Source organism: Hirschia maritima DSM 19733, assembly GCF_000378345.1.
Classification (GTDB): domain Bacteria; phylum Pseudomonadota; class Alphaproteobacteria; order Caulobacterales; family Hyphomonadaceae; genus Hirschia; species Hirschia maritima.
In genome coordinates this window covers 176,086-201,099 of sequence record NZ_KB899544.1, presented here as the reverse complement: position 1 = coordinate 201,099, position 25,014 = coordinate 176,086, and the positions used below count along the sequence as shown (strand labels likewise).

Below are 25,014 nucleotides of genomic sequence, written 5' to 3'. Positions count from 1 at the left end.
TCTTGATCACTCAAACCAAAGAGTTTTTTCTACCATTCGGCAACTGAGCCATCCTTGTGACGCCAAACCGGGTTTTTCCAGTTGTGTCCTGTCTCTGCCATTTTCTTTACAAACTCTTCGTCCACATCGACACCAAGCCCTGGTCCTTGTGGTAATTTCATCATGCCGTCTTCAACATCGAACACTTCTTTGTTTGTGATGTAATCTAAAAGATCCGCACCAGCATTATAGTGGATCCCGACGCTCTGCTCTTGAATGAAGGCATTGTAGCTGACAGCATCAACATGAAGACATGCGGCCAACGCAATTGGACCAAGCGGACAATGAGGCGCTAATGCTATGTCATACGCTTCCGCCATCGATGCAATCTTACGACACTCTGTAATACCACCAGCGTGAGACAAATCTGGTTGAATGATATCGACATAACCTGACGCGAGAATGTTTTTAAAATCCCATCTAGAATACAGTCGTTCACCCAAAGCAATTGGTGTGTGCGTATTGGACGCGATGTCCCGAATTGCTTCAAAGTTCTCAGATAGAACTGGCTCTTCGATAAACATCAGATTGAAAGGCTCTAGCGCTTTTACCAATGTCTTCACCATTGGTTTGTGAACACGCCCGTGGAAGTCCACACCAATATTCACATCAGGAGCCGCATCACGAACGGTACTGATTGTTTCAACAATTTCATCTATCTTTTTGTGACTATCAACAATCTGAAGTTCTTGGGCACCATTCAATTTTACAGAGTCAAAGCCCTGCGCAATTCGTTCACGCACAGCATTGGCAACATCGGCTGGGCGGTCACCACCAACCCAGCTATAGGTTTTCATGCTTGTTCGGCAAGCACCACCAAGAAGGGCATGAATGGGTTGCCCCATCACTTTTCCTTTTATATCCCACAAAGCTTGATCTATGCCCGCTATCGCACTCATCAAAATTGGGCCGCCGCGGTAAAAACCGCCGCGATACATAACGTTCCAATGGTCTTCGATAAAAGCTGGATCTTTTCCGATTAAATAGTCCGATAATTCATCAACCGCCGTAGCAACTGTTGCAGCTTTTCCTTCAATGACAGGCTCACCCCACCCCACAACACCTTCATCAGTTTCTATCTTCAAGAAACACCAACGAGGCGGTACGATAAAAGTCTTTATAGATGTAATCTTCACGTGAATAACTCTGTCTTTTTCTTGTTTGAAGGCGTCAATCGCCTGAAATTTCTTTTGTCAATTGAGCGTGGTATCTCACCGATTTCACGGCAACATCCCAGCCAGCTAATTGCTGATCTCTTGTTGTCTTATCTAGTTTGGGCGGGAAGGTCTGAGTTGTCCCAAGACAAGATCTGAGATCCTCTTGATCTTTCCAAAATCCAACTTGCAATCCCGCAAGCATCGCCACACCAAGAGCGGTAGATTCAATTGTTGAGGAACGCTCAACAGGCATTTGAAGAACGTCGCTCAAGAATTGCATCAGCCAATTGTTTTGAGACATACCGCCATCAACGCGCAAAGCGCTTAATTCAAAACCATCTGCTTGAAGTGCTGAAACCAAATCATGCGTCTGGTAAGCCACCGATTCCAATCCCGCGCGGACCATAGTACGTTTTCCAGTTTCTCGTCTCAAACCAAAAACTGCCCCACGCGCTTCGCTATCCCAATGAGGAGCACCTAGCCCGGTGAAAGCTGGTACAAGGTACACACCACGATTGCTTTCAAGTGCCGCCGCAAGCTCCTCTGTATCCCCACTCGCCTCGACAAGCTGCATGCGCTCTTTCATCCACTGCACCACCGCACCTGCAATGAAAATTGATCCTTCCACTGCATATTGAACATCGCCGCCAGCACGGCAGGCAATCGTGGTGAGCAATTTATGTGAGGAGGTCACTGGCGTATTTCCAGTATTCACCAATACAAAACAACCTGTTCCATATGTTGCTTTGGACATACCTGCCTCAAAACAGCCCTGTCCGAATGATGCGGCCTGTTGGTCACCTGCCACACCACAAATAGGTAGACTTACGCCAAGAGTCTCAATGTCTGCCTTGCCAAAATCAGCCATACTCGGAAGCACATTAGGCAGCAGCGAAGCTGGCACGTTGAAAATCTCCAACATACGTTCATCCCAATTGCCCTCATGAATATTATAGAGGCTTGTGCGAGATGCATTAGTTTCATCAGTGAGATGTTTCTCGCCACCCGTCAGCTGCCATATAATGTAGGAATCAACCGTTCCACAGGCCAACTCACCTTTTTCAGCGCGCTCTCGTGCACCAGGCACTTTATCTAAAATCCATGCAATTTTGGACGCAGAAAAATACGGATCCAACAACAAACCTGTTGCACCCTGCACCTCTTCAGTCAGCCCTTCTTCAGAGAGCTTATTACAAAAATCTGCTGTTCTACGGTCTTGCCAGACAAGAGCTTTATGTATCGGCGTTCCTGTTTCACGGTCCCAAACAATAACTGTTTCACGTTGATTTGTTATACCAATAGCTATGGGTGTTTGGTGAATATCCTTACACGTTTGAATCGCACCACGGATTGTTTTCAGCGTGTTTAGCCATATTTCAACGGCGTCGTGCTCAACCCACCCATCTTCAGGAAAGTGCTGCGTTAACGGGAGTTGTTCAGTCGCTAAAATCTGACCATTATGATCGAATGCCAAAGTACGACAAGATGTAGTTCCACTATCAACCGCCAAGATGACCTGACCAGATTTCATTTTACAACTCCCCTTTGATTACGCTGTGACTTGATCGAGATCTTTGGCTTTTGCCGTACTGTCAAACCAGTCATTGATTTCTTGAACTTCTTTTTCACTCAAGTGCAGTGCAAGTTTTGAACGCCTATAAAGAATGTCGTCCGCGCTGGTGACAAATTCCTTCTCGACAAGATATTCCAGCTCTCGTTCTGAAAGTCCGGCTCCATACACACGCCCTAAATCTTCCATAGACGAGGCGTCGTCGAATATTTCATTCACTCTAGTGCCATAGGCGCGGGCTAGACGCTTCAAATTAGTCTTATCAAACCACGGATAATTAGATTCAAGCTGCATCAAGAAAGCATCAAAATCAGCTTCAGCGATATCCCCTCCCGGAAGGCTTGCATCTTTCGTCCATTGTCCATTCATATTTGGAAAAACGGTATGTAAGTCCTTTAAAACCGCTTCTGCTAAGGTGCGGTATGTCGTGATTTTACCGCCGAAAACAGACAAGATAGGTGCACCATCTCTATCATTGTAAGCCAACACATAGTCACGCGTTACCTTGGAGACATTTTCTGTTTGATCGTCATATAACGGTCGAACACCTGAATAAGTTGATGTTATATCTTCTCGCGCAATCGGGTTCTCCAGATACTCATTTGCGCACGAGATAAGGTAATCAACTTCACCATCTGAAATCTCAACCGCATCCTTATCCCCCTCATACAACTCATCAGTCGTTCCTATGAGAGTCATTCTTCCTTCTTCGTAGGGAATAGCAAACATTATCCGGCCGTCACCATTCTGAAAGAAATAGCTATGCTCACCTTCAAAGCGCTTTGCCGTGATAATGTGGGAACCTTTTACCAGTCGGACCTTAGCTACATTGCTTCCGCCTACAGCTAAATTGCTTAACTCTTCCACCCACGGACCAGCTGCGTTGACTATGACTTTGGCTTTTATTTTTTCAATGTTGCCGTCTGGTGTCTTCAGCTCTGCTTCCCAAAAATCTGTGTGACGGTGCAAACCTATACATTGCGTGCGTGTACGAATGTCTGCTCCTTGTTCACGCGCTGCCATTGCATTTAGAATAACAAGACGGGCGTCATCTACCCAACAATCTGAGAATTCAAATGCAAACTTGAACTCTTCTTTTAACGGGGCAAACTTATTTGAAGATTTGCGACGTAACACCTTAGTGCCCGGAAGCAATTTTCGGCCACCCAAATTGTCGTATAGAAACAATCCCAAGCGAACCAACCAAGCCGGCCTCTGCCCTTTTTGATGCGGTAACACAAATCGCATAGGCCAGATAATGTGAGGCGCAGCACGTAATAGGACTTCGCGCTCTGCCAACGCTTTGGCAACCAACCCAAAATCATAGTGTTCCAAATATCTCAAACCACCATGAATAAGCTTAGTACTCGAAGAAGATGTGTGTTGAGCTAGGTCATCTTTCTCAACCAATGTCACATTCATACCGCGACCCGCAGCGTCTCGTGCAATACCAACACCGTTGATTCCACCACCGATAACTAAAAGGTCTTTGACTTCACTCACGTCTGTCATATCCAGCTCTTTATTCAGATTTAACTTTAAAAATCAGACACATGTCTGGAAAAGTTTCAGGCAATTGCAAACCATGTTTCATGAGGGCTTCCCCAGAGAACACACTCCCTTTGCCCATTAAATCTGCACGTTCAACAATTGATGGCCCAGTTCGACTAATTTCACCACCTGGCCAAATCAATTGCACACGATATTTCATCTCAGGCTTCAACCCCGCAAAACGGACACGTTCGGGCAAAGAAGTTGCATAAGAATCTAATTTCGCACACGACATTAGAGCTTCAGATTGATCTGGTGCGACTACATTTATCACATTCAGATAATCTGGACTTTCAACACGATGCAACTCACCAGCGTGAAGCAATTCTCTGTGAGACTTATAAATCTCAATTGCCTTCTTGATAACTTCGAGCTCATCAACTTCCTCACTCAGAAGATTTAATTCAAGCCCCATATGTCCGAAAATCGCAGTCGCAGCACGATATTCTATAGAAAAGACCCGTCCAGTTATGTGACAATGTTTAGGGCCAATGTGGGCACCCATTATATCAAGCGGGAAGAAATAGCTCGCACCTTTTTGGATACGTTGGCGATCCAACGCATCATTGCTATCTGATGTCCAAATTCTGTCAGTATGACGAAGCACGCCGTAATCAGTACGTCCACCACCAGACGCACAGCTTTCTATCTCAAGCTGAGGGTGGGCATCGCGCAAGCGACGCATCAAAGCATACACCGCTTTTGTCTGCTCGTGCACGGAGCCTCGCCCAGCACTTCCAGGGTGATGCAATTCTCTATTCATATCCCACTTAACATAGGCAACATTGAGTGCATCTACTGTATGACTCATTTTATCAAAGAGATAATCACTAACCTCGGGTATGGTCAGATTAAGTACATATTGGTCTCTAAAAGGAACTTGCTCAACACCCGGAGCCTCTAAAACCCAATCAGGGTGTTTTCTGTAAAGATCACTATCCGGATTCACCATTTCAGGTTCGAACCAGATACCAAATTCCATTCCAAGATTACGCACTTTGTCCGCTAATGGTTGCAGGCCTCGCTCATAGACATCGAGTGACACATCCCAATCACCGAGACCAGATTTATCACTACGACGAGATCCAAACCAACCATCATCCAGCACAAATCTCTCAACCCCGATTTCAGATGCTTTTTGCGCTAAAGTCATCAGCTTTTCTTCAGAGTGATCGAAATATACAGCTTCCCAAGTGTTGTAATGTACTGGTCGTACCCGATCACGAATACGGCCATCCAACACGCTATTGCGTACATGCTTGTGGAATTGTTGGGATACACCATTCAAGCCATTTTCAGACCACGCCGCATACAAAACAGGTGTTTTGTAGCACTCATTTGCAGCAAGCTTCATTTCGCCAGGGAAAAACATCTCCCCCATCTGAACAAAGCTACATTGGTCGGCATTTTTATCTGCGCGAACACGATTATTCCCACTCCAACCAAGGTGGAACCCCGCGGCAATCCCTTGCTCTTCTCCAGTGAATTTTGATTTAACTAGCAGTCCTGGAAAATTGTCATGGCTCGTACGCCCATTTTTATTTTCGCGAACATAACTTCCCCTGAACAACTCAACATCTTCTTGAGAAAATTCAAAAGCCCACCGCCCCGTGAACCCAACAATTCGATCCAATCGTTGATCAAGAGGCATACAGATAGAAGCACACCAATCTAATTCTAATTCACGGTCAGAGCAGTTTGTGATCTCTGTTGAAGCCTCTAACACATCACTGAAAGGATCGATTGATAAGTCGTAATCAACCTTCAGCTTTAGGTTTTGATCTTCACACTTGATCCGCACACGCCCTTCGGAAGTTTGTTCTACAGCAACAACTTTAAAAACCGCCGCCCAATCCAAACCATTTCTATGGGCTAAAAAGCCGGACGCTCCGGCTTTGCCTGCCCCAAGCTCATTTGAAAGTGAAGAGTGTATATCTACCCCAGCACCACCATGCACCCACTGACGTTGATGAAGCAGTTTCAGCTCTTCGGCCTCTGCTGTTTTCAGCACACTTCCCCAATAGAGAATTCTTGGGCGCGCACCAATTTTCACATCAAGTACTAGCTGAGTATTGGCCGACGCAATTGAAATAAATTCGGTAGGCATGCAATCAAACTTCCACAATACAGGTTAAAGAATGTCATGGAAGAGAAGTCATACAGTAGATATATCACCTCAAGCATTCAAACCAGAATGCAGACCATGTTCACCCAACAACCATTATTTACAATATGGACAAAATATAGCGGCAATAACAGCTCTATTCCATGGCTCCATTGGCGTCCGCATGTGTTTTTTGGTATTGAAAATTACTTTGCACTAGAAGTTATAAAAGCGCTTTCGATAATCACGGGGCGTCCACCCTATCGTGCGCTTAAACTGCTTACTGAAGTGATACTCATCACAAAACCCAAGCTCCTCAGCGACGCTTTTTACTGTAACGTCACTTCCCTCCAGCATATGACAGGCCTTATCCATAATAAGCGAGTTTCTAAATTTCCCCGGCGACATGCCAACCATTTTTTTGAAACGCTTTCGAAACACTTCATAATTAACACCCAATACTTGAGCCGCTGCCTTTCCATCCGGCTGATCAACCAGTGCTTTCTTCGCGTCATCCAACCATGCGAGTTCATCAACAGCATAGGCTTGAGAAGTCGCTTGAATATCATTTAAGAGCGCTTGAATATCATTTAAGAGCGCTTGGATTCTCAAACACTCTGAAAGCATTTTTGCTGGATTTCCATTATTTGATTCCCCGATAGTTTCAAGGAACCTACTTTTCCAATAACTAATTGGTTCTAAACGGAAAACAGCCTCACTCCAATCCATCTTGGTTTCATCAAACCACAGATCAAAAACAGGTCCTTCAAATTCAAAGAAAATCTCACTCCAAACCGTCCCCCAATCGGGACGATAGTGATGCTCTTCATTTGGCCTCACAAGAATAGCATCGCCAGGATTCACCGCAAAACGACCTGTCGTTTTACCGTAATAATAGCCCTTACCCGAAACAACATAAGCGATTGAATATCTCTGAAACACACGCGAAGCTTCTGCCATTCCAGACGCTGCTTCGAGAATTCCGGCAATGCGCAACCCTCCCAAAGGAGAAATCGCCGTGTTGCGAATTACAACTCGATTTAACTCGCTATCTTCCCAGTTTACGTCTTCTACAGAGATACCTTCCTGCATTTTTAATGCGAGCTCCTTCTCCCCATTCATGCATGCTTTCGGTCAGCAAAATCTTTACTTATCTGGCAATCTTAATTTTACTATACAATATGTTTTATAACTAAACTTTCTTTAGTTGCGCGACAACCTCAGCAGGACCAAAGTTTTCTGACCCAAAAGCCACATCTTTTTCTTTCAAAAGAGTACCAAACTGTTCCGGCAAGGCTTCAGGCCCATAGTTCATATGATAAGTGCATCCTCCCTTAATTCGGGAGCGTACATCATTACCTAAAGGATGGAATTCAATCTCTGCCTCAAAAAGCAACTCTGCGAATATATCTCCTAAGAATCGCTTATCCGGCACGGTACATAGGAGCCTATAACGCCCCTCACCAAAATAAACTCCTTCTCCGGTTTTCCTCTGAGCCAACGCCGGTAGATCTGTCTCAACATAGTCTAACCATTGCAGTCCTTCATACTCTTTGCCTTTGAAAGAAACAGCTTCGTTTACTATCGGCGACAAACTTTCCGACTGAATTATTTTAACTGGGACAAGCTCTTGAATTGGCCCAGGTGCAAGATTTTCAGGTATCTGCAAATTTGCTGTTTTAGATCCCGTTCGAGGGCCAAACAAAACAACAGCGTCGGTCCGCTTCAACGCTTCCATCGTTTTAGGGTCAACGTGAGGAAGTGAAGGCACTACGACAAGCTTGTATGCGGTCAAGTCATCACCTGGTGCAACTATATCAATATTTAGCCCCAGTTGTCGTAATTGAGAATACCAACGAAAACACAAATCAGAATAAGACCAACTTGCTCCCTGCGGATGTGCTTCAAACAACCAAAGTGCATCATAGCTAAATACAAGTGCCACATCAGCATTTTCTGTTTTCAGATCTGGCAGGTTCGCACATTCAGAAACAACCTGACGCGCCTCTTCAAACGCGGGCGAAGGCTCATTATCAGGTCTCAATAAGCCAGCATGCATTTGCTCTTGGGCATATCTGGCTTGATCCCAGCGAAAATAGGTTACAAATTCTGCTCCATGCGCAATCGCTTCATGTGTCCACAATCTGATCATTCCAGGAAGAGGAACTGAGTTATGATGCGCCCAGTTTACGGGACCAGGCTGCTGTTCAATGACAGCCCACCGCCCATTCCCGCAACGCCTGTATAAATCATGATGGAATGCAGCAATATCAGGATGCCCTTGACGATAATAACGCTTCTTTTCTTCATCAGAAAAAGAAAACATTTCAAGGAAACCTGTTGGGTAACTATCCCACGCAGCAATGTCTAAGTCAGCTCCCACTTTGAAGTGATCGAACTCGTGATAAAAACCCATAAAATTATGAATAATATCACGGCCGGGTGATAATTCCCGCAGGATATCAACTTGTTGTTTGTTGTACGACACCACCTGATCAGAAGAATACCGATAAAAATCCAACACATGCGAAGGATTTGGCTCTGTTACCGTAAGATTCGGGAGGTCTATTTGCTCAAAACTCGAATACAATTGACTCCAAAAAACAGTTCCCCACGCTTCGTTGAGCACTGAAATGTTGCCATACTTTTCAGCAAGCCAATTCCTGAAGCCAAGCTTTGCATCCTGCGAATAACTTCGCGTTGTATCATGACAACCATATTCATTGTCAGTTTGCCACGCTGTCACATATTTATTCTGTCCATAGCGTTCAGCAAAAGCGCGAACGATGCCTTGCATTTTTTCTCTATAGATAACGGAAGAAAAACAATAATGGCGTCGCGATCCAAATTTTCTAGGCCGCCCCTGCTCATCTATCGCCAATATTTCAGGATGCTTATCGATCAACCATTTAGGGGGAGTTGCAGTTGGCGTACATAAAATAACCTCAAGCCCAGCCGCACTCGTATTGCCCCTCTTCAGGTTCAATTAATGACCAACAAAATTCAGCAATACGTACTTTTTTAAGCCCAAGATCAACCATACGATCAATATCGTTTTGCCACTCACTTTCCGATCGCTGCTCTGGAAAATAGCATACGCCAAGGCTGGGAGTATTAGTCATCATATTATCCAAACAAGCTACTGAGCTGGGTCGGTTTGGGCATCTTTTTTCTCAAAAAATACCAATTGTGCTCGACGCCCAAAAACAACCAAATTTACAAGAAGAGCAGACAATACACTCACGACCAAAGTAATCGCCATTGCGTGAATATAGTGAACTGGCGTCCACACGAAACTCATGAATGCGTAGAAAGCGACCCCAATAATAACTGCTGCAATAGCTGCCCAAGCCTCAACATTTTTGAACGCCAAGCCAACAATAAATGCTGACAAAATTGGCATCGAAAGAAGTCCATACAACTGTTGAACTGTGTTGATTATGCTTTCTTGAGAAGCGAAAACTGGAACCAATGCGATTGCCAAGATAGTCATGACGATAGAAGCGATAGCACTTACACGTGGAATACGTTTGATCTTTCCAATGTAAGGCTCGTGAAGATCACAAACATAAAGTGCAGCTGAAGAATTCAGAATAGAATTAAATGTCGTCAAAACGGCAGCAGCAATACCTGCTGCGAACGCACCAGATAACCAAGCGGGAAGCACATCACCGACAATACGGCCATAAGCCGCATCATTTATGTCACCATACAATTTAAACGCTACGATACCAGGAATGACGACAATCGAAGGAATGATGAGGAACCTAATGAGAGCTGCAACCAGCACACCTTTTTGCCCCTCTTTTAAGGACGGTGAAGCCATTGCGCGCTGGGTAATCGTTTGATTGGTACTCCAATAAAACACCTGAATGAATATCATACCTGTAAACAGAGTATGCCAAGGAATGGGGGAATCATTCCCACCAAACAAGGTCAACCGCTCAGCCGGTATTCCACTAAAGTCAAAATCGATGGCCTTCATTGCAAGAACCGCAACGAGCACCGCCAATGATAAAATCAAAAAACCGCTAAAGGTATCAGAAACCGCAACGGCGCGAAGACCGCCCAAAATTGCGTAACAAGCTCCAGCAACCGCAAATGCTATTGATATAGCCAGCAGCGGTACTTCAATTCCTGTCATGGATTTAAGGAACAGTGCTCCCCCATACAAAATTGCCGGCAAGAATATGAACAAATTACCCAACAAAAACAACAATGAAATCAAAGCACGAATATGTTTATTGCCATATTTTTTCTGCAACAGCTCAGTCGTTGTTGTGCAATCATTTCGGTAGTAAATCGGAAGAAAAACATAGGTCAGAACGAACAACCCAAAGACAGCTGCCAATTCCCACCAGACAATCAAGAGCATCTGATTGCCATTCATCCCAACTAATTGGTCGGTTGATAGGTTCGTCAGGGTGATAGAACCAGCCACAAAATACCAATTCAATCCACCGTTCGCGAGGAAATAGTCATGGCCCGAACTTTTATCGCCGCCGACTGCTTTACGACATTGCCACCACGTCGCTAATCCAATTAACGCTGTGATCAGGACAAAAATTGCCAACTGAATTGGTTGCATCCTCAAACCCCTCGAAATGTTTTATTCTTTTCTCAACAAGAAAACCGAATTAAAAACTGACCACTAGACCATATTTTCATATGATATTCTTTAGGCGAAGTTTGACCGCAACAGGCTGAATAGATCAACTTGATCTACAATCCATTCAACATTCAACTGTTGAACAAACCCATTCTCGCTCCGAATTTAATTTTCTCGTCTTGGTATTATGGCATAAAGAGTACACACATAACGCCCCTTCCCAATAGGCCGATTGGTTATAGCATGTGTTTTTTGGCATCCCCCATAAAGAGCATCCCATACCGATATGCAATCAATACTAATCTAAAACAAAAAAATCCAGCACGACAGATTACCCATAAAATAGCAAAGCAATCAGTGTGTACTGGATTTTGAAAAAGCTAATAAAAGCAATTATAAAGGCTAGTAAGTCGCGCGACCGCCCGTCATATCAAACACAGCAGCCGTTGAATAAGAACAGTCTTCTGAAGCTAGAAAAAGCGCCATCTTTGCGACCTCTTCTACAGTTCCCATTCTGCCCATTGGTATTTTGGCCAACATGTATGAAATCTGCTGTTCCGTTACATCTTTAAGCATCTCGGTTTTGATAACAGCTGGCGTTATTGCATTGACACAAATGCCTGTTGTCGCAAGCTCTTTACCCAAGCTTTTTGTGAGGCTTAAAACACCCGCTTTAGAAGCTGAGTAAGCAGACGCGTTTGGATTACCTTCTTTACCTGCAACAGACGCTACGTTGACGATACGGCCATAGTTTTTCTCGCGCATATAAGGAACAACAGAACGACAGCAATTGAAAACACCGCCAAGGTTTACTGCCATAACGCGGTGCCACCATTCAGCTGGAAATTCTTCAACGAGAGCATTTGGTCCTGCAATACCAGCACTTGTCACCAGAATGTCGACACCACCAAGCTTTTCAGCCGTATCTTTTGCAGCCGCTTCAACATTTTCAAGGTTGCTAACATCAACCTTCAGGCCAAGCACATTACCCTTAGAAGATAATTTATCCAGAGCTGAATTTAGACCATCTTGATCAAAATCCCAAAGGCTCACAGAACCGCCCTCTTCCAGAATCTGGTTTGCAATTTCAAAGCCCATACCACGAGCCGCACCAGTGATAACGGCAGATTTGCTTTGAAATCTACTCATCACGCGTCACCTAGATTGATAACTGTCTGTTTTTGCGTACCAAGACCATCAATTCCAAGTTCAACTTTATCACCAACATTCAACCATTGCTGAGGGTTCATTCCTGCGCCGACACCTGGAGGAGTACCTGTACAGATTAGGTCACCTGGCTCCAACTGACAAAACTCACTCATGTAAGATACAATTGTAGCAACATCGAAGATCATTTTATCAGTGTTACCTGTCTGGCAACGCTTCCCATTCACATCAAGCCACATGTTAAGATTGTTGTGATCTTCAATATCATCAAGTGTTCTTATAACTGGACCAGTTGGACAGAAATTCGGGAAGCTTTTCCCCTTCACCCACTGACCGCTGCGTTCCATCTGCCAAGCACGTTCAGACACATCATTTACGAGCACTAGCCCCAGAACATGATCCAAAGCTTCTTCTTTTGTGATGTTCAAAGTTTTCTTGCCAACCACGATCCCAAGCTCAACTTCCCAGTCCAGCTTCGTCATTTTAGGAGAGAACAGGATTGGATCGTTCGGACCACAATAAGTCGCAGAAGATTTGTTAAACAAAATTGGCTCCTCAGGAATTGGCAAACCGGCTTCAGCAGCATGATCTGAGAAGTTCAAACCTACACACCAAATGTTTCTTGGTTGAGCGGATGGCGGCGCAAGACGCTTTCCAGCGGCATCAAATTTTGGGAGAGCAGACAAATCAGCTGCTGCCACTTTATCCTTTAAGCCAGCTTCGATTGTTTCGGGATTTACATCCTCAACAATAGAAGAAATGTCTATGTACTTACCATCAGCATCAACAACACATGGTGTCTTTTTGCCGTAACGATCTCCAAAACGTATGAATTGCATTGTCGTGTCTCCTACCTATTGTTTTTTCCACCAAGTGTTTTTCAACGGCTCTCCACCTACGAAAGCACCAATTTCTTTTTCTTCCTGAAGGCGAATACACTCATTCCATTTCGCCATGCGCTCTGAGCGCGTGAATGATCCCACTTTTAGCTGACCAGCCCCCAAACCAACTGAAAGATGTGTAATCGACACATCTTCAGTTTCTCCCGAACGGGCAGACACAACAGAACGGAAGCCTGCTTCATTAGCCGCTTCAAATGTGTCGATTGCTTCAGATACAGTCCCTGCTTGATTCACCTTCACAAGCACCGCGTTACAGGCTTTATCTTTGGCAGCTTCACGAACTAGATCAGCATTGGTTACCAGGTAATCATCACCAATGATCTGAACTTTGTCGCCGAACGCTTTGGTGAAAGCTTTGATCCCGTCTACATCATCCTCAGCAAGAGGGTCTTCGATAGATGCGATTGGATATTTCTCAATCCATTTGCCAAGGATCTCAATCATACCGTCTGTATCAATAGCGCGATCTTCAAGAGCGAGTTTATAGCCGTCTTTGTTTCCGAACTCAGAAGCTGCGATATCGAGCGAAATAATCACACGTTCACCCGGAACTTCGCCAGCATCTTCGATCGCTTGTGTCAGTGTTTCCAATGCTTCTTCATTGTTTGAGAAGACTGGCCACCATCCACCTTCATCAGCAACACCTGCAAGGTTACCACGCGCTTCCATAATTTTACCCGCCGCGCGGTAAACATTGGATGTAATCTCCATGGCTTCATCAAATGACGACGCACCTGGCACCATCACCATGAAATCCTGCACATCCACGCGACGACCAGCATGTGCGCCACCACCAAAAATCTGAATTTCCGGCAATGGGATAGTCGGCTTGCGGTCATAAGCATTAGCAACATGCGCCCACAAAGGCTTTTCATTGAAAGCAGCTGCAGCGTGAAGTGTCGCCAATGATGTTGCGATCATAGCATTGCCACCGATCGCTGATTTTAGTTTTGTGCCGTCAATCTCGATCAATTGCGTATCAATCGCTTTTTGATCCAAAACATCCATACCAATCAATGAAGGTGCTAGCTTTTCATTTACATTACGAACAGCCCCCATCACGTCCATACCGCCTAGATGCTCGCCACCATCACGAAGATCGACAGCTTCGCGTGTCCCGCGAGATGCACCTGCAGGCGCTATTGCGCGCCCCATCGAACCATTTGCGAGATAAATATCTGTTTCAACAGTTGGATTACCGCGAGAATCCCACACGCGACGTGCAAAAACTTTGCTGATTATCGAAGAGCTCATACTAGACCTTTTTTCACTTCCAAAAGGAATTCTGAAATTGTAGATTTTGGATTTTGAATAAGGGAAATTGACAACGCCCGAACTTGTGCTTGAGCTTTGGGTTTTAGATATTCTACAGGCGATTTCCCATCGACACGTGCCAACATCAAAATCGGCAAAAGTGCACAAATGCGTTTCTCCAACGCTTGCTCATCTTCCCAATCGATACAGGAAGAATACTCGCCCCAGAACACATCGACTAGTCCCAACATTTCATCGGTATGGTCTGGCAAATACGCTGCCTTTAAAATTAGATGATTCATGCAGAAAGCAGGGTCAAAACTCGCATCCCCTAAAGTCGCGCACTCTGCATCAAGCAATATCGGCTGACCGTTTTTGAACATGATGTTTTTAGGACTGACATCTCCATGCACCAGCACTTTTGAACTTTCATAGAGTGTCGTTTCTATTTCTGTAATAAGTGCCTTTAGATCGAGGTGTTTAGAAACAAGAAATGTCAAATAAGGCTCAAGACGCAGGGCACGAAAATCATCCTGATTTTCAAACTTCGAGCGGTCAAAGTCGGCTGCGGTCGATGCTGACTGTATCTGCCCCAAACAACGCGCGACACTGACCGCATCTGCTGGGGTTGCTATTCCATCAAGCAAGTGATCTTTCCAGAGATATACATTTTCTCCGGATACAAATTCCATAGCAAAGCCATTTAATGCTTCTGATTGACCAAAGAGCGCAACAGCCCCCTCCTCACATACCGAGGAAGCAAACTTCAACCACGCATATTCTGCCGCATTGCGATGAAGCGGGGCAAACCAATCTTCAGCCACTTGCAACTTTTCACGCGCAAACTTCATGCAATACTTGGTCTCGCCTATCTCTACCAAGGCGATATCAGAGGCAACTCCACCTGTAAGCGGACGGATTTCCTGAATGTCTGATGGTTGACCAAGTTTCAGCTCAACAACTAGCTCTTCGCACAAGGATTTAAGATCTCTACTCAAGCTAGGCTCCAGTCGAATTATAAATGTTCACGTGAACATAAGATAAAATTTTCGACTTGTGTCAAGGCTTTTCTCGACTTATTTTGATGAACAAGCTGAAGGAATGTCCGTCTTGCCCGTAAAAGTAACTATCAAAACAATTGCAGCGGATCTGGGCGTTTCGCACATGACTGTATCTCGCGTCTTGAGTGGAAAGCAGAATGTGAAACCCGAGCTAAGAGACCGCATTCTCAACCGCGCAAAAGAATTAGGCTACGTCAAAAATACTGCCGCTTTAACCATGCGGGGAGAAAAACCGGCGATCGTGGGCCTTCTAGTTCCCAATATCCGCAATGAATTTTATGCTCATTTTGCAGATGCACTTACAAATGCCTGTAATGAAAAAGAAATTAATCTGCTGATCCATCTAACGCATGACGATATCACTAAGGAAGAACGCGCCCTCACACTCCTAAAAGAAGCCCAAGCCCACAGCGTAATAATGGTGCCAAGCCCAACACCAACGAACTATCAACCCAATCATTCAGGCCTCAATATTGTACAGTTTATTAGGACAAGAAATACTCAGCCTGAGACTTGCCACCTTTTGATAAACGAAGAGCCGGCAATTGACGCTGCAATAAGTCGCCTCGTAAACCTTGGGCATGAAAAGTTTGCCTATATTGGTGCAGATAATCGCTTGGCCTCAGGTCAACGCAGACAGGAATTTTTCCAAAACTCCATCAAAAAGCACGGCGTCCCCTCAGAACAGGTCAATACCTTCACTGGACTACCAAACTTCGATTACGGATACACAACGGCACTGGACATCGTGCAGAACACCCCAGAGACCACCGCAATACTGTGTGGAGGTTTCAACATCTCACTGGGTGCACTCAACGCATTACTTCAATCTGACGGCTATTCTTTTAAAGAGCGCGCCTTTATCGGATATGGCGATTCTACATTTTACAGATGGCTTGGTGGAGGCATATCCACAATCTCACTTCCACTCGATCAACTTGCAAAGTCGGCTGTTGAACTTTTATCTGGCTTTCAAAAAGACGAAATAGTCGGACCTCAATCATATATACATCCAGCTTCATTGACCGTGAGATAGATCAAAGCCCAAGCGATACATTTATTTTTTCAGCAGCGACTTCAACAGCGCTTAAGAGCGCCTCTTTCTCAACGTCTTTGATCAAAGCAGAAGATAAAGCTGACACAGCCACCGCCGCCACTAATCCAGATTCAGTTTTACCAACAAAAGAAGCACAATCGGTAACGCCCAAAGTCAATTCGCTTTCGCAAAGCAGTTTCTTTGTGCTTTTGACATTCTCCAGCTGGCTCAGCATGTTTTCGTGATCAGCCGCCTCCAATCCAGTGACTTTAACGATGTGCTTTAACTGCTCCTTATGCGACAGTTGAGAGAGGATTACGCGACCAGAAACTGTCGACAGCAATGGAAAGAGCGTCCCTTCAGCAATAGAGAGAGACACTGGTGTCGGACTTTTCACCTGACTAACAACCAATAACTGTCCATCATATAAAACACTTAAATGGCAAGCGTGGCCAACTTGCTGCGCCAACTCTAGCATCGGTATTTGTGCAGCAAACCGCAATTGTTCAACAGGAGAATGCGTGCGGGACAATGTGAAGAGCTTTAAAGAAAGACTATATTTACCCGAAACATCATCACGAATGATGTACCCTCTGTTTTCTAGAGACACCAACATTCTGTATATTTCATTCGATGATCGGCTGACGCCATTCGCGATCTCAGATTGAGATAAAGGTGAGTTTTCTGCTGACAAAAACTCCAAAATTTCGAGCCCTTTTTCCAGTGCAGGCGCAGAATATTTCACTGACTTATTCATTTAGAACCTCAATCTCCCATTGAAGAACAACTCCCCAATAAAGGCAGACGAATTAAATTAACATTTGACTATTGTCTACAATATACATTATTTATATAGAAAGATAACATTCATATTTAAATGAAAGCAATCTAATGATCGAACTTAAAGGTATCACCTGGGGACATACTCGCGGCTACACCCCTATGACGGCAACAGCTCAACGCTTTGAGGAGCTAAATCCTGATGTTCGTATCAGCTGGAACAAGCGCTCTCTTCAGGCATTTGCCGACGAACCAATCGATCAGCTCGCAGAGAAATACGACCTTCTTGTCATCGATCACCCATGGGCTGGATTTGCAGCTAAAACGGGCGTTATTGAACCTCTAAACGACTGGCTCAGCCCTGAATTTCTTCAAGATCAAGCTGATAACTCAGTGGGACATTCCCACGAGAGTTATGGTTACGATGGAAAACAATGGGCTCTGGCGATAGATGCTGCAACACCTGTTGCTTCTTCCCGTATGGATCTTCTTGAGGAAATGGGACTTGGTATTCCTCAAACTTGGAGCGACCTACTATCGCTAGCCAAACATGGCAAAGTAGCAGTGCCATCTATTCCACAAGACACATTGATGAATTTCTACATGCTGTGTTCAACAATGGGTGAAGATCCATGTGTAAACAACACACATATTGTAAGCGAAGACATCGGTATCAAAGCCCTTAATATGCTTCGCGAGCTGTCGGTTGAACTGAATAAAAATTGTTTCGACTGGAATCCAATTCAAGTCTACGAAGCCATGACACTGACGGACGAGTTTGCCTACTGCCCGTTTGCCTATGGCTATTCAAATTACGCCAAACCAAACTACGCACGTAAATTGCTCAAATTCTCAGACATGGTTTCTCTTGAAGGTACAGACAGATGTCGTTCTACACTTGGAGGAACGGGACTGGCTATTTCGGCGCGCTCAAAACATAAAGAGATTGCAGCAAAGTATGCTGAGTATGTCGGCAATCCAGACATGCAAAAAAGTTTCTTTATCGAATTTGGTGGTCAGCCCGGTCATAGAGTCGCTTGGGAAGCTGCTGAGGGCAATGCGCAAACTGACAATTACTTCACTGATACTCGGCCTGCTCTAGAGCGCGCCTTTTTACGACCACGCTATCACGGTCACATGTATTTCCAAGACAATGCAGGTGCCCCCATCAGGGACTACTTGATGAATGGCGGGAATGAAACCAGCCTACTAAACAAACTCAACGATATTTATGTTCAATCAAAAAAGATCACACTATGAGGTTACCTCTTGAAGGCATAACCGTTCTTGAATTTAGTCAATATCTTGCGGGCCCGTATGCGGGCCTACGTTTGGCTGACCTGGGAGCGCGCGTAATTAAAATTGAACGCCCCAAAGGGGGGGATGCCTGTCGTCAGCTGGCTACAAAAAATCTTCGTGCAGACGGTGATAGTGTTCTTTTTCATACGATAAACAGGAATAAAGAAAGCTTCGCTGCAGACCTAAAATGCTCTCATGATGTAGATATTGTCAAAAAACTCATCGCAAAAGCTGATGTAATCACGCACAATTTTCGACCGGGGATTATGGAGCGCTTAGGGCTAGACTTTGCTTCAATCAAAGAGATTAAACCCGACATTGTTTACGGTGAAGTGAGTGGATACGGCTCTGAGGGCCCATGGAAAAACAAACCCGGCCAAGACCTTCTGGCTCAATCCCTTTCAGGACTTACTTGGGTAAGCAATGACAGTGATAAAGCGCCTACCCCGTTTGGAGTGGCAGTTGCCGACATGCTCTGTGGAACACACCTCGCGCAAGGTCTCTTAGCAGCACTTGTCAAACGCAAACGTCACGGTGTTGGAAGCAAGGTTAATGTCAGCCTGATGGAGTCCATTTCGGACTTTCAGTTTGAAGGCCTGACAACATTCCTCAACACCGGCGAAAAACTTCCCCAGCGTTCCAATGTTTCAAATGCTCACCCCTATATCGGCGCACCTTATGGTATATATGAAACAGCCGACAATCACATTGCGATTTCAATGACTAACCTGACCTCACTAGGAGAAGTTATTGGCTGCAAAGGATTGGACACTTATAGATCTCCGCAAGAGCAATTTAATGCGCGCGACGAAATAAAAATCACCCTTGCCAATCACCTAAAAACGCGCACCACACGTGAATGGCTTGATTTAATGGAAGCAAAAGACTTCTGGTGTTCTCCTGTGCTGGATTATGATCAGCTCACTCAGGAAGACACTTATAAAATTCTTGAAATTGAACAAACCGTCACTCGTGATAATGGAGTGTCCGTCAAAACGACAAGATGCCCAATTCGATTAAACGGCAAGAAACTGAAATCTAATAAAGCCTCCCCAAGACTTGGTAGCGCGAATGCTTATTTGCTAGAGGAGCTGGGAATATGATCAAACCTCTAGAAGGACTAACTGTTCTAGACTTCTCTCAGTTTTTATCAGGCCCTTCCGCCACTTTGCGGCTTGCTGACTTGGGCGCGCGTATCATTAAAATTGAGCATTTCGAAAAAGGCGATATTACACGAAACATTTACGCACCTCACCTAAATATCGGAGACAATTCAGCTTTTTTTCAAGCAATAAATCGCGGCAAAGAAAGCCTATGCGCTGATCTTAAAAATGCAAATGACATAGAGCTGATCAAGAAGATTGCAGCTAAAGTTGATATTGTCGTCAGCAATTTCCGTCCGGGAGTCATGGACCGTCTTGGTCTAAACTTCGAAAACTTTAAAGCCATCAATCCGAAAGTCATTTATGCCGAGATCAATGGATATGGCTCAGAAGGCCCTTGGAGAGACAAACCCGGTCAAGACCTCCTCCTGCAGGCAGTATCAGGTGCCACTTATCTAACTGGCGGCAATAGCGATGGCCCAACGCCGATGGGGTTAGCTATCGCTGACAATCTGGCAGGTGCTCAACTGGTTCAAGGCATACTGGCAGCACTCATGGCAGATGAAGCCATGCATGTCGAAGTCAGCATGCTGGAAGCAATGCTTGATTTCCAATTCGAGCCACTCACTCTTTACTATCAAGATGGCGAAGCAATTGATCGCGGCGATCAAAACGCAGCCCATGCATTGGTGGCAGCCCCTTATGGTTTGTACAAAACACAAGATGGTTATATCGCATTAGCTATGGGTGCGATCCCAATTCTTGGAAAATTGTTAGATTGTGACCCACTCCTCTCATATGAAGACCCTGCAAGCTGGTTTGCAAAACGAGATGAAATCAAGCTGATAATTGCAAGTCACCTAAGCACTCAAACTTCTAGACATTGGCTATCTATTCTTGAACCGGCAGATATCTGGTGTGCAGAAGTTTTAGATTGGAAACGCCTAATTGCTCATGAAGGCTTTAAGGCACTTAATATGCTTCAAACTGTCTCCAGCTCCGATGGAGACACTTACCAGACAACGCGCTGCCCTATTCGTTTTGACGACCAATTACTGACATCCATTAAAGGTGCCCCCAAACTTGGAGAGCACACCCCATTTATCACAGAAGAATTTCAATAAAGGCAACAAGATGAGCGAAGAGATTATTTTATATTCGACGAAAGATCGCGTTGCCTACATTACGTTCAATCGCCCGCCAGCGAATGCATATAATCTAGATTTCATGCAAGCATTTTGCGCTGCAATTGAAAAAGCAAACTCTGATAAAAATGTTGGCGCGGTTATTATTAACTCGTCTTCGGAAAAGTTTTTCTGCGCCGGTGCTGACATTAAGGAATTTCAGGAAAACGACACCGCTGCCAATCAGGTGTTGGTCAAGCAAGCCCGCGCTAATCTGGCAGCAATTGAAGCCAGCGGCAAAATATTCATCGCTGAAATTTCAGGTCACACACTTGGTGGCGGCTTAGAAATCGTCATGGCGTGTGATGTACGTTACGCAAGTGAAGGCAATTACAAGCTTGGTCTACCTGAAATCAAACTGGGCCTTATACCTGGTAATGGTGGTTCTCAACGCCTTGTACGCCTACTTGGCGTAAGCCGAGCCTTGGAACTTCTCGCAACAGGTGATGCATTCACTGCTGGACAAGCGTGCGAATGGGGATTGGTCAATGCGCTCTTACCTAAGGAAGAGCTATCCGAGCACTGTTTCAAATATGCTCAATCTGTAGCAAATGGCCCTGCTCTTGCGGTTGCCGCAACAAAAGAAGCTGTCAGACAAGGCATCGAACTCTCCCTGTCCGATGGCCTACAATTAGAGCAAGACCTTTGTGATCCGCTTTACGATACGCATGACGCTAATGAAGGCTTTCAAGCATTTCTAGAAAAAAGATCGCCAAATTTTAAGGGCGAATAATACTGATGAATTGGAGGAAGAGATGAGCAATACGACGGTACAACACTATCCCTGCTTTATAGATGGGGAATGGGTAAACGCCTCCGATGGAGCAAGTTTCAATGTTGAAAACCCTGCCGATGAAGAAGTTTGGGCAACAGTTCCTGATTGCACAACCGAGGACGCAGAAGCTGCACTTCAATCTTCACTAGCCGCCCAAAAAACCTGGCAAGATCTTCCTGCTATCCAACGTGCCCGTTACATCATGGAAATCGTTGAAGCGCTGAAACCCAAACGCGACCATTTCGCAAAATTGCTTGTCATGGAACAAGGTAAAACACTCCCAGAAGCTTATGGGGAGTTTGACGACACACTTAACTATTTAACCTATTCAGCCGAAGCTGCACGCCGTATTGAAGGCAAAATTTTTCCTTCCGAAAACCCAAATGAACAATTGTGGATCAACAAAGTTCCATTCGGTGTGACTATAGGCATGTGTGCCTACAATTATCCGCTTGCCCTTATTGGGCGCAAAGTTGGCCCAGCGCTCGTAACTGGAAACACGATCATCCTTAAAGCACATGAGGCAACACCGGTAACGGCTTCAGAATTCTGTAAAGTAGTAGAAGAAGTTGGCTTACCCAAAGGTGTCATCAACATGGTGAGCGGAAAAGGCATTGATGTCAGCTCTCACCTTGTGACCAGCCCGATCACACGTTTGATTTCTTTAACTGGCTCAACGCGCGCGGGTCAGGCTATCTACAAATCGGCCGCTGATAATGTGGCTGGATTGGTCCTGGAGCTAGGAGGAAAAGCATCTTTCACAGTCCTGAAAGATGCGGACCTAGAACAAGCAGCTGACGCAGCGGTCATCTCCCGCTATGCGAACTGCGGTCAGGTTTGTATCTGCAATGAAATGATCCTCGTCGAAGAAGAAGTGGCAGACAAATTCACTGAAATGGTACTTGAACGCGTGAAGAAACTCACTGTGGGTGACCCAATGGGTGACTTCAACATGGGGCCAAGCGTAACGGGTGTCGGTATTACACGAGTCGACCAACTTGTTCAGCAAAGTATTGGAATGGGTGCCAAACTTGAAATTGGCGGTGACCGTCCCAAAGGTGCTGAATTTGAAAGAGGTCACTGGTATTCACCAACAGTTCTAACGAATGTAACCCGCGACATGCCTGTTGCAAAAGAAGAAATCTTCGGTCCAGTTCTACCAATCATCCGAGTTAAAAATTACGAAGAAGCTGTTTCAATCGCAAATGACCGTGATGAAGCCCTCTCCTGCTATATCTTCACTCAAGACATCAAGAAGATCATGCATGCCATCAATGACCTGGAGGTTGGAACTGTCTTCGTCAACAAGATGATTACAGGTTACATCCAGGGCTATCACTCTGGTCACAAACACAGTGGGATTGGTGGTGAAGATGGAGTCTATGGAATAGAAAACTATCTTCAAAAGAAAGTTGTCTATTTCAACTATAACTAATAACCCAACAAAAAGGCTGACCATGAAAAATGATCAGCCTTTTTTCGTTGAACTAACAATAATCAAAACTATCTATTCTTCATCCCAATATCTATCCATTCGCTCCATAGCCATACCTTCATATTCGCGTTTCAACATCCAAGTTGGACGCTCCAATGTAAGCTCCCACTCAAATAATTTCTTATAAAGACGCTTAACCAATTCTGGGTTTTTAGACGCAAGATCATTCATTTCAGTTTCATCTTCCGCAATATTGAACAATTGCGCTGGACGGTCTGGGAAACGGATCAATTTCCAATCACCTTCCCGAATGGCTGCGCGGTTTTCCTTCTTCCAGTACAATGCGTCATGCAGCGATTGCTTCGCTTTACCTTCCAGGATTGGCAAGAGGCTTTTGCCATCCACCCCATCAAGATTAGCAACACTTCCTCCACCCGCATGGTAGAAGGTTGGCAATAAATCCAGCAAACTAATGGGTTCAGAAAATTTTGAATTCTGAGCGACAAAGCCCGGCCAACGTACCAAGAATGGCACCCGAATACCGCCTTCTAGATGATTTGCTTTTGTGCCGCTCAAAGGCTTATTGGAAGATACATTTGTGTCAGATGGGCCGCCATTATCATTGCTAAAAACCACAATAGTATTGTCAGCTATGCCTTGATCTTCCAATGATTTTAAGACTCGCCCAATCGCGCGATCCATCGACAAATTCATCGCAGCATATGTCTGACGTTTTCCCTCTAGATCAGGAAATTGGGCCAGATCTTCTGGTTCAGCTTCCATTGGCGTGTGAACCGCTGTGAACGAAAGCATCAAGAATAAAGGCTTATCTTTATTCTCTTCAATGATTTTAATCGCATCATCCGCCATCACATCCGTGAGGTATTTTTCTGGTTCTTTAAAATTACCAAAACCATATTCCCAACGATCCTCTGGACGCGCATTAAAATGAGCCTCATCGTAGGCATAATAACTACGAGCTCCACCTCTAAATCCGGCAAAGATATCAAATCCGCGTTTTAGAGGGTGATATTCATCAGCATTTCCTTGATGCCATTTACCGACAAGAGCCGTCGTATACCCAAGCTTTTTCAGGTAATCTCCCATTGTCACCTGATCATGTGGCAGTCCCATATCGTGGCTCACTAAACGTGAAGATGCACTCATATATCCAGGGACATTATTCTCTTCGTATCCAAATCGCTGCTGATACCTCCCCGTCAACAAACCAGCCCGTGACGGACCACAGACTGCTGCACTCACATAAGCTTGTTCAAAAAGCATGGATTGCTTTGCGAATGCATCAAGATTGGGGGTTTTCATAACTGTGCTGCCGTGAAACCCAAAATCGGCATACCCAGCATCATCAGCAAAAATGAAAATGATGTTTGGTTGCTCGTTTTCTGCTTCAGATCCACTAACGGAAATACAACTTCCAACCATTATCATGCATAGGCACAGAACCGACCTAAATAATTTAACTGCCATGTCCAACCTTTCAAAGCTAAGCAAAGTCTTTAATAGAGCCCAATTGTAAACAATCAACAATATATTACATAATTTTAATGAAATTGAAATAACGACGACGATTTTTATCCCGATGTAAGCACAAGTGAGGTTGATCATTGAGGAGATACACTCCCCCTCCCAGCAGACATAAATACCGACAAAGTGTCATTTGTCTTTTGGCTATCTACAAGATTCATTTGCTTTTCTTGATAAGAATTCTTTTTAGATATGAGTCAAAGAGTTTTACTCAATTGCCTCCCTCATCACGAAAAAGCATACCCAACACAATAAGGTATGCATTTATACGCAAAAACCATTGCAAAAATGCATCTTTTCACTTCGTTTTCACTTTTGTCGATAGAATATTGTTGACAATCTGCATTTTTATGGCGGAAATTAGACAGTAAGTTACGGGAAGCCGTTTCTTGGTTATGGGATAAATCAAAAATTCGACTGAAAACGATAAGAATCGAGCAGAC

General features: G+C 44.7%; 19 protein-coding genes and 1 pseudogene. 6 read left to right on the top strand and 14 right to left on the bottom strand.

Features of this window, described 5'->3' with window-relative positions; all coding sequences use genetic code 11:
• Positions 1-29: 29 nt before the first annotated feature.
• The 12 genes and pseudogenes from dgoD to F551_RS16000 all read right to left on the bottom strand — a co-directional run bounded on the left by dgoD (position 30) and on the right by F551_RS16000 (position 15,351).
• Positions 30-1,175: a galactonate dehydratase gene (gene dgoD, locus F551_RS0100800; protein ID WP_018995566.1), complete on the bottom strand. Its 1,146-nt coding sequence runs from the start codon at positions 1,173-1,175 to the stop codon at positions 30-32.
• A gap of 34 nt (positions 1,176-1,209) precedes the next feature.
• Positions 1,210-2,727, bottom strand: a complete 1,518-nt coding sequence (gene glpK / locus F551_RS0100795; protein ID WP_018995565.1) for a glycerol kinase GlpK — start codon at positions 2,725-2,727, stop codon at positions 1,210-1,212.
• 18 nt (positions 2,728-2,745) lie between these two features.
• Complete coding sequence (locus F551_RS0100790; protein ID WP_018995564.1) at positions 2,746-4,278, bottom strand: glycerol-3-phosphate dehydrogenase; 1,533 nt, start codon at positions 4,276-4,278, stop codon at positions 2,746-2,748.
• Positions 4,279-4,288: 10 nt separating this feature from the next.
• Positions 4,289-6,424: an alpha-galactosidase gene (locus F551_RS0100785; protein ID WP_018995563.1), complete on the bottom strand. Its 2,136-nt coding sequence runs from the start codon at positions 6,422-6,424 to the stop codon at positions 4,289-4,291.
• Between the two features lie 213 nt (positions 6,425-6,637).
• On the bottom strand, positions 6,638-7,513 hold the full coding sequence (locus F551_RS0100780; protein WP_018995562.1) for a helix-turn-helix domain-containing protein: 876 nt from the start codon (positions 7,511-7,513) through the stop codon (positions 6,638-6,640).
• 100 nt (positions 7,514-7,613) lie between these two features.
• A complete protein-coding gene (locus tag F551_RS17615) occupies positions 7,614-8,480 on the bottom strand; it encodes a beta-galactosidase (RefSeq protein ID WP_407636361.1) in 867 nt (288 codons plus the stop codon).
• A pseudogene (locus tag F551_RS17610) lies at positions 8,460-9,462 on the bottom strand (beta-galactosidase); the annotation flags it as partial. The pseudogene F551_RS17610 and the gene F551_RS17615, both read right to left, overlap by 21 nt.
• Before the next feature lie 98 nt (positions 9,463-9,560).
• Positions 9,561-11,009, bottom strand: a complete 1,449-nt coding sequence (locus F551_RS16010; protein WP_018995559.1) for an SLC5 family protein — start codon at positions 11,007-11,009, stop codon at positions 9,561-9,563.
• A 423-nt stretch (positions 11,010-11,432) separates the two neighbouring features.
• Positions 11,433-12,179 carry an SDR family NAD(P)-dependent oxidoreductase gene (locus F551_RS0100765; protein WP_018995558.1) on the bottom strand — a complete coding sequence of 249 codons (747 nt, stop codon included), beginning with the start codon at positions 12,177-12,179 and terminating at the stop codon, positions 11,433-11,435.
• Positions 12,179-13,036 carry a fumarylacetoacetate hydrolase family protein gene (locus tag F551_RS0100760; protein WP_018995557.1) on the bottom strand — a complete coding sequence of 286 codons (858 nt, stop codon included), beginning with the start codon at positions 13,034-13,036 and terminating at the stop codon, positions 12,179-12,181. Before F551_RS0100760 ends, F551_RS0100765 begins: the two co-directional genes overlap by 1 nt.
• A 15-nt stretch (positions 13,037-13,051) precedes the next feature.
• Entirely contained in the window at positions 13,052-14,353 is a 1,302-nt protein-coding gene (gene eno, locus F551_RS16005; RefSeq protein WP_018995556.1) for a phosphopyruvate hydratase, read from the bottom strand.
• A complete protein-coding gene (locus F551_RS16000; protein WP_169334113.1) occupies positions 14,350-15,351 on the bottom strand; it encodes a phosphotransferase family protein in 1,002 nt (333 codons plus the stop codon). Before F551_RS16000 ends, eno begins: the two co-directional genes overlap by 4 nt.
• A 112-nt stretch (positions 15,352-15,463) precedes the next feature.
• Here F551_RS16000 and F551_RS0100745 point away from each other — a divergent pair, with 112 nt between their 5' ends.
• Positions 15,464-16,450 (top strand): LacI family DNA-binding transcriptional regulator, encoded by a 987-nt coding sequence (locus F551_RS0100745; RefSeq protein ID WP_169334112.1) that lies wholly within the window; start codon positions 15,464-15,466, stop codon positions 16,448-16,450.
• Between the two features lies 1 nt (position 16,451).
• Here F551_RS0100745 and F551_RS0100740 read toward each other — a convergent pair whose 3' ends face one another.
• Positions 16,452-17,207, bottom strand: a complete 756-nt coding sequence (locus F551_RS0100740; RefSeq protein ID WP_018995553.1) for an IclR family transcriptional regulator — start codon at positions 17,205-17,207, stop codon at positions 16,452-16,454.
• A gap of 134 nt (positions 17,208-17,341) precedes the next feature.
• Between F551_RS0100740 and F551_RS0100735 the strand changes: the two genes are divergently transcribed.
• From F551_RS0100735 to F551_RS0100715, 5 genes are read left to right on the top strand one after another with little or no spacing between them, the layout of a single operon-like run.
• Complete coding sequence (locus F551_RS0100735) at positions 17,342-18,490, top strand: extracellular solute-binding protein (protein WP_018995552.1); 1,149 nt, start codon at positions 17,342-17,344, stop codon at positions 18,488-18,490.
• Positions 18,487-19,632 carry a CaiB/BaiF CoA transferase family protein gene (locus tag F551_RS0100730; RefSeq protein WP_018995551.1) on the top strand — a complete coding sequence of 382 codons (1,146 nt, stop codon included), beginning with the start codon at positions 18,487-18,489 and terminating at the stop codon, positions 19,630-19,632. Before F551_RS0100735 ends, F551_RS0100730 begins: the two co-directional genes overlap by 4 nt.
• Positions 19,629-20,756: a CaiB/BaiF CoA transferase family protein gene (locus F551_RS0100725; RefSeq protein ID WP_018995550.1), complete on the top strand. Its 1,128-nt coding sequence runs from the start codon at positions 19,629-19,631 to the stop codon at positions 20,754-20,756. Before F551_RS0100730 ends, F551_RS0100725 begins: the two co-directional genes overlap by 4 nt.
• 10 nt (positions 20,757-20,766) lie before the next feature.
• The gene (locus F551_RS0100720) at positions 20,767-21,549 is read left to right on the top strand and encodes an enoyl-CoA hydratase/isomerase family protein (RefSeq protein ID WP_018995549.1); all 783 of its coding nucleotides are present in this window, start codon (positions 20,767-20,769) and stop codon (positions 21,547-21,549) included.
• Positions 21,550-21,571: 22 nt separating this feature from the next.
• Entirely contained in the window at positions 21,572-23,026 is a 1,455-nt protein-coding gene (locus F551_RS0100715; protein ID WP_018995548.1) for an aldehyde dehydrogenase family protein, read from the top strand.
• Between the two features lie 72 nt (positions 23,027-23,098).
• Here the strand turns inward: F551_RS0100715 and F551_RS0100710 are convergent, their stop codons facing one another.
• Entirely contained in the window at positions 23,099-24,469 is a 1,371-nt protein-coding gene (locus tag F551_RS0100710) for a sulfatase (RefSeq protein ID WP_018995547.1), read from the bottom strand.
• Positions 24,470-25,014: the final 545 nt, after the last annotated feature.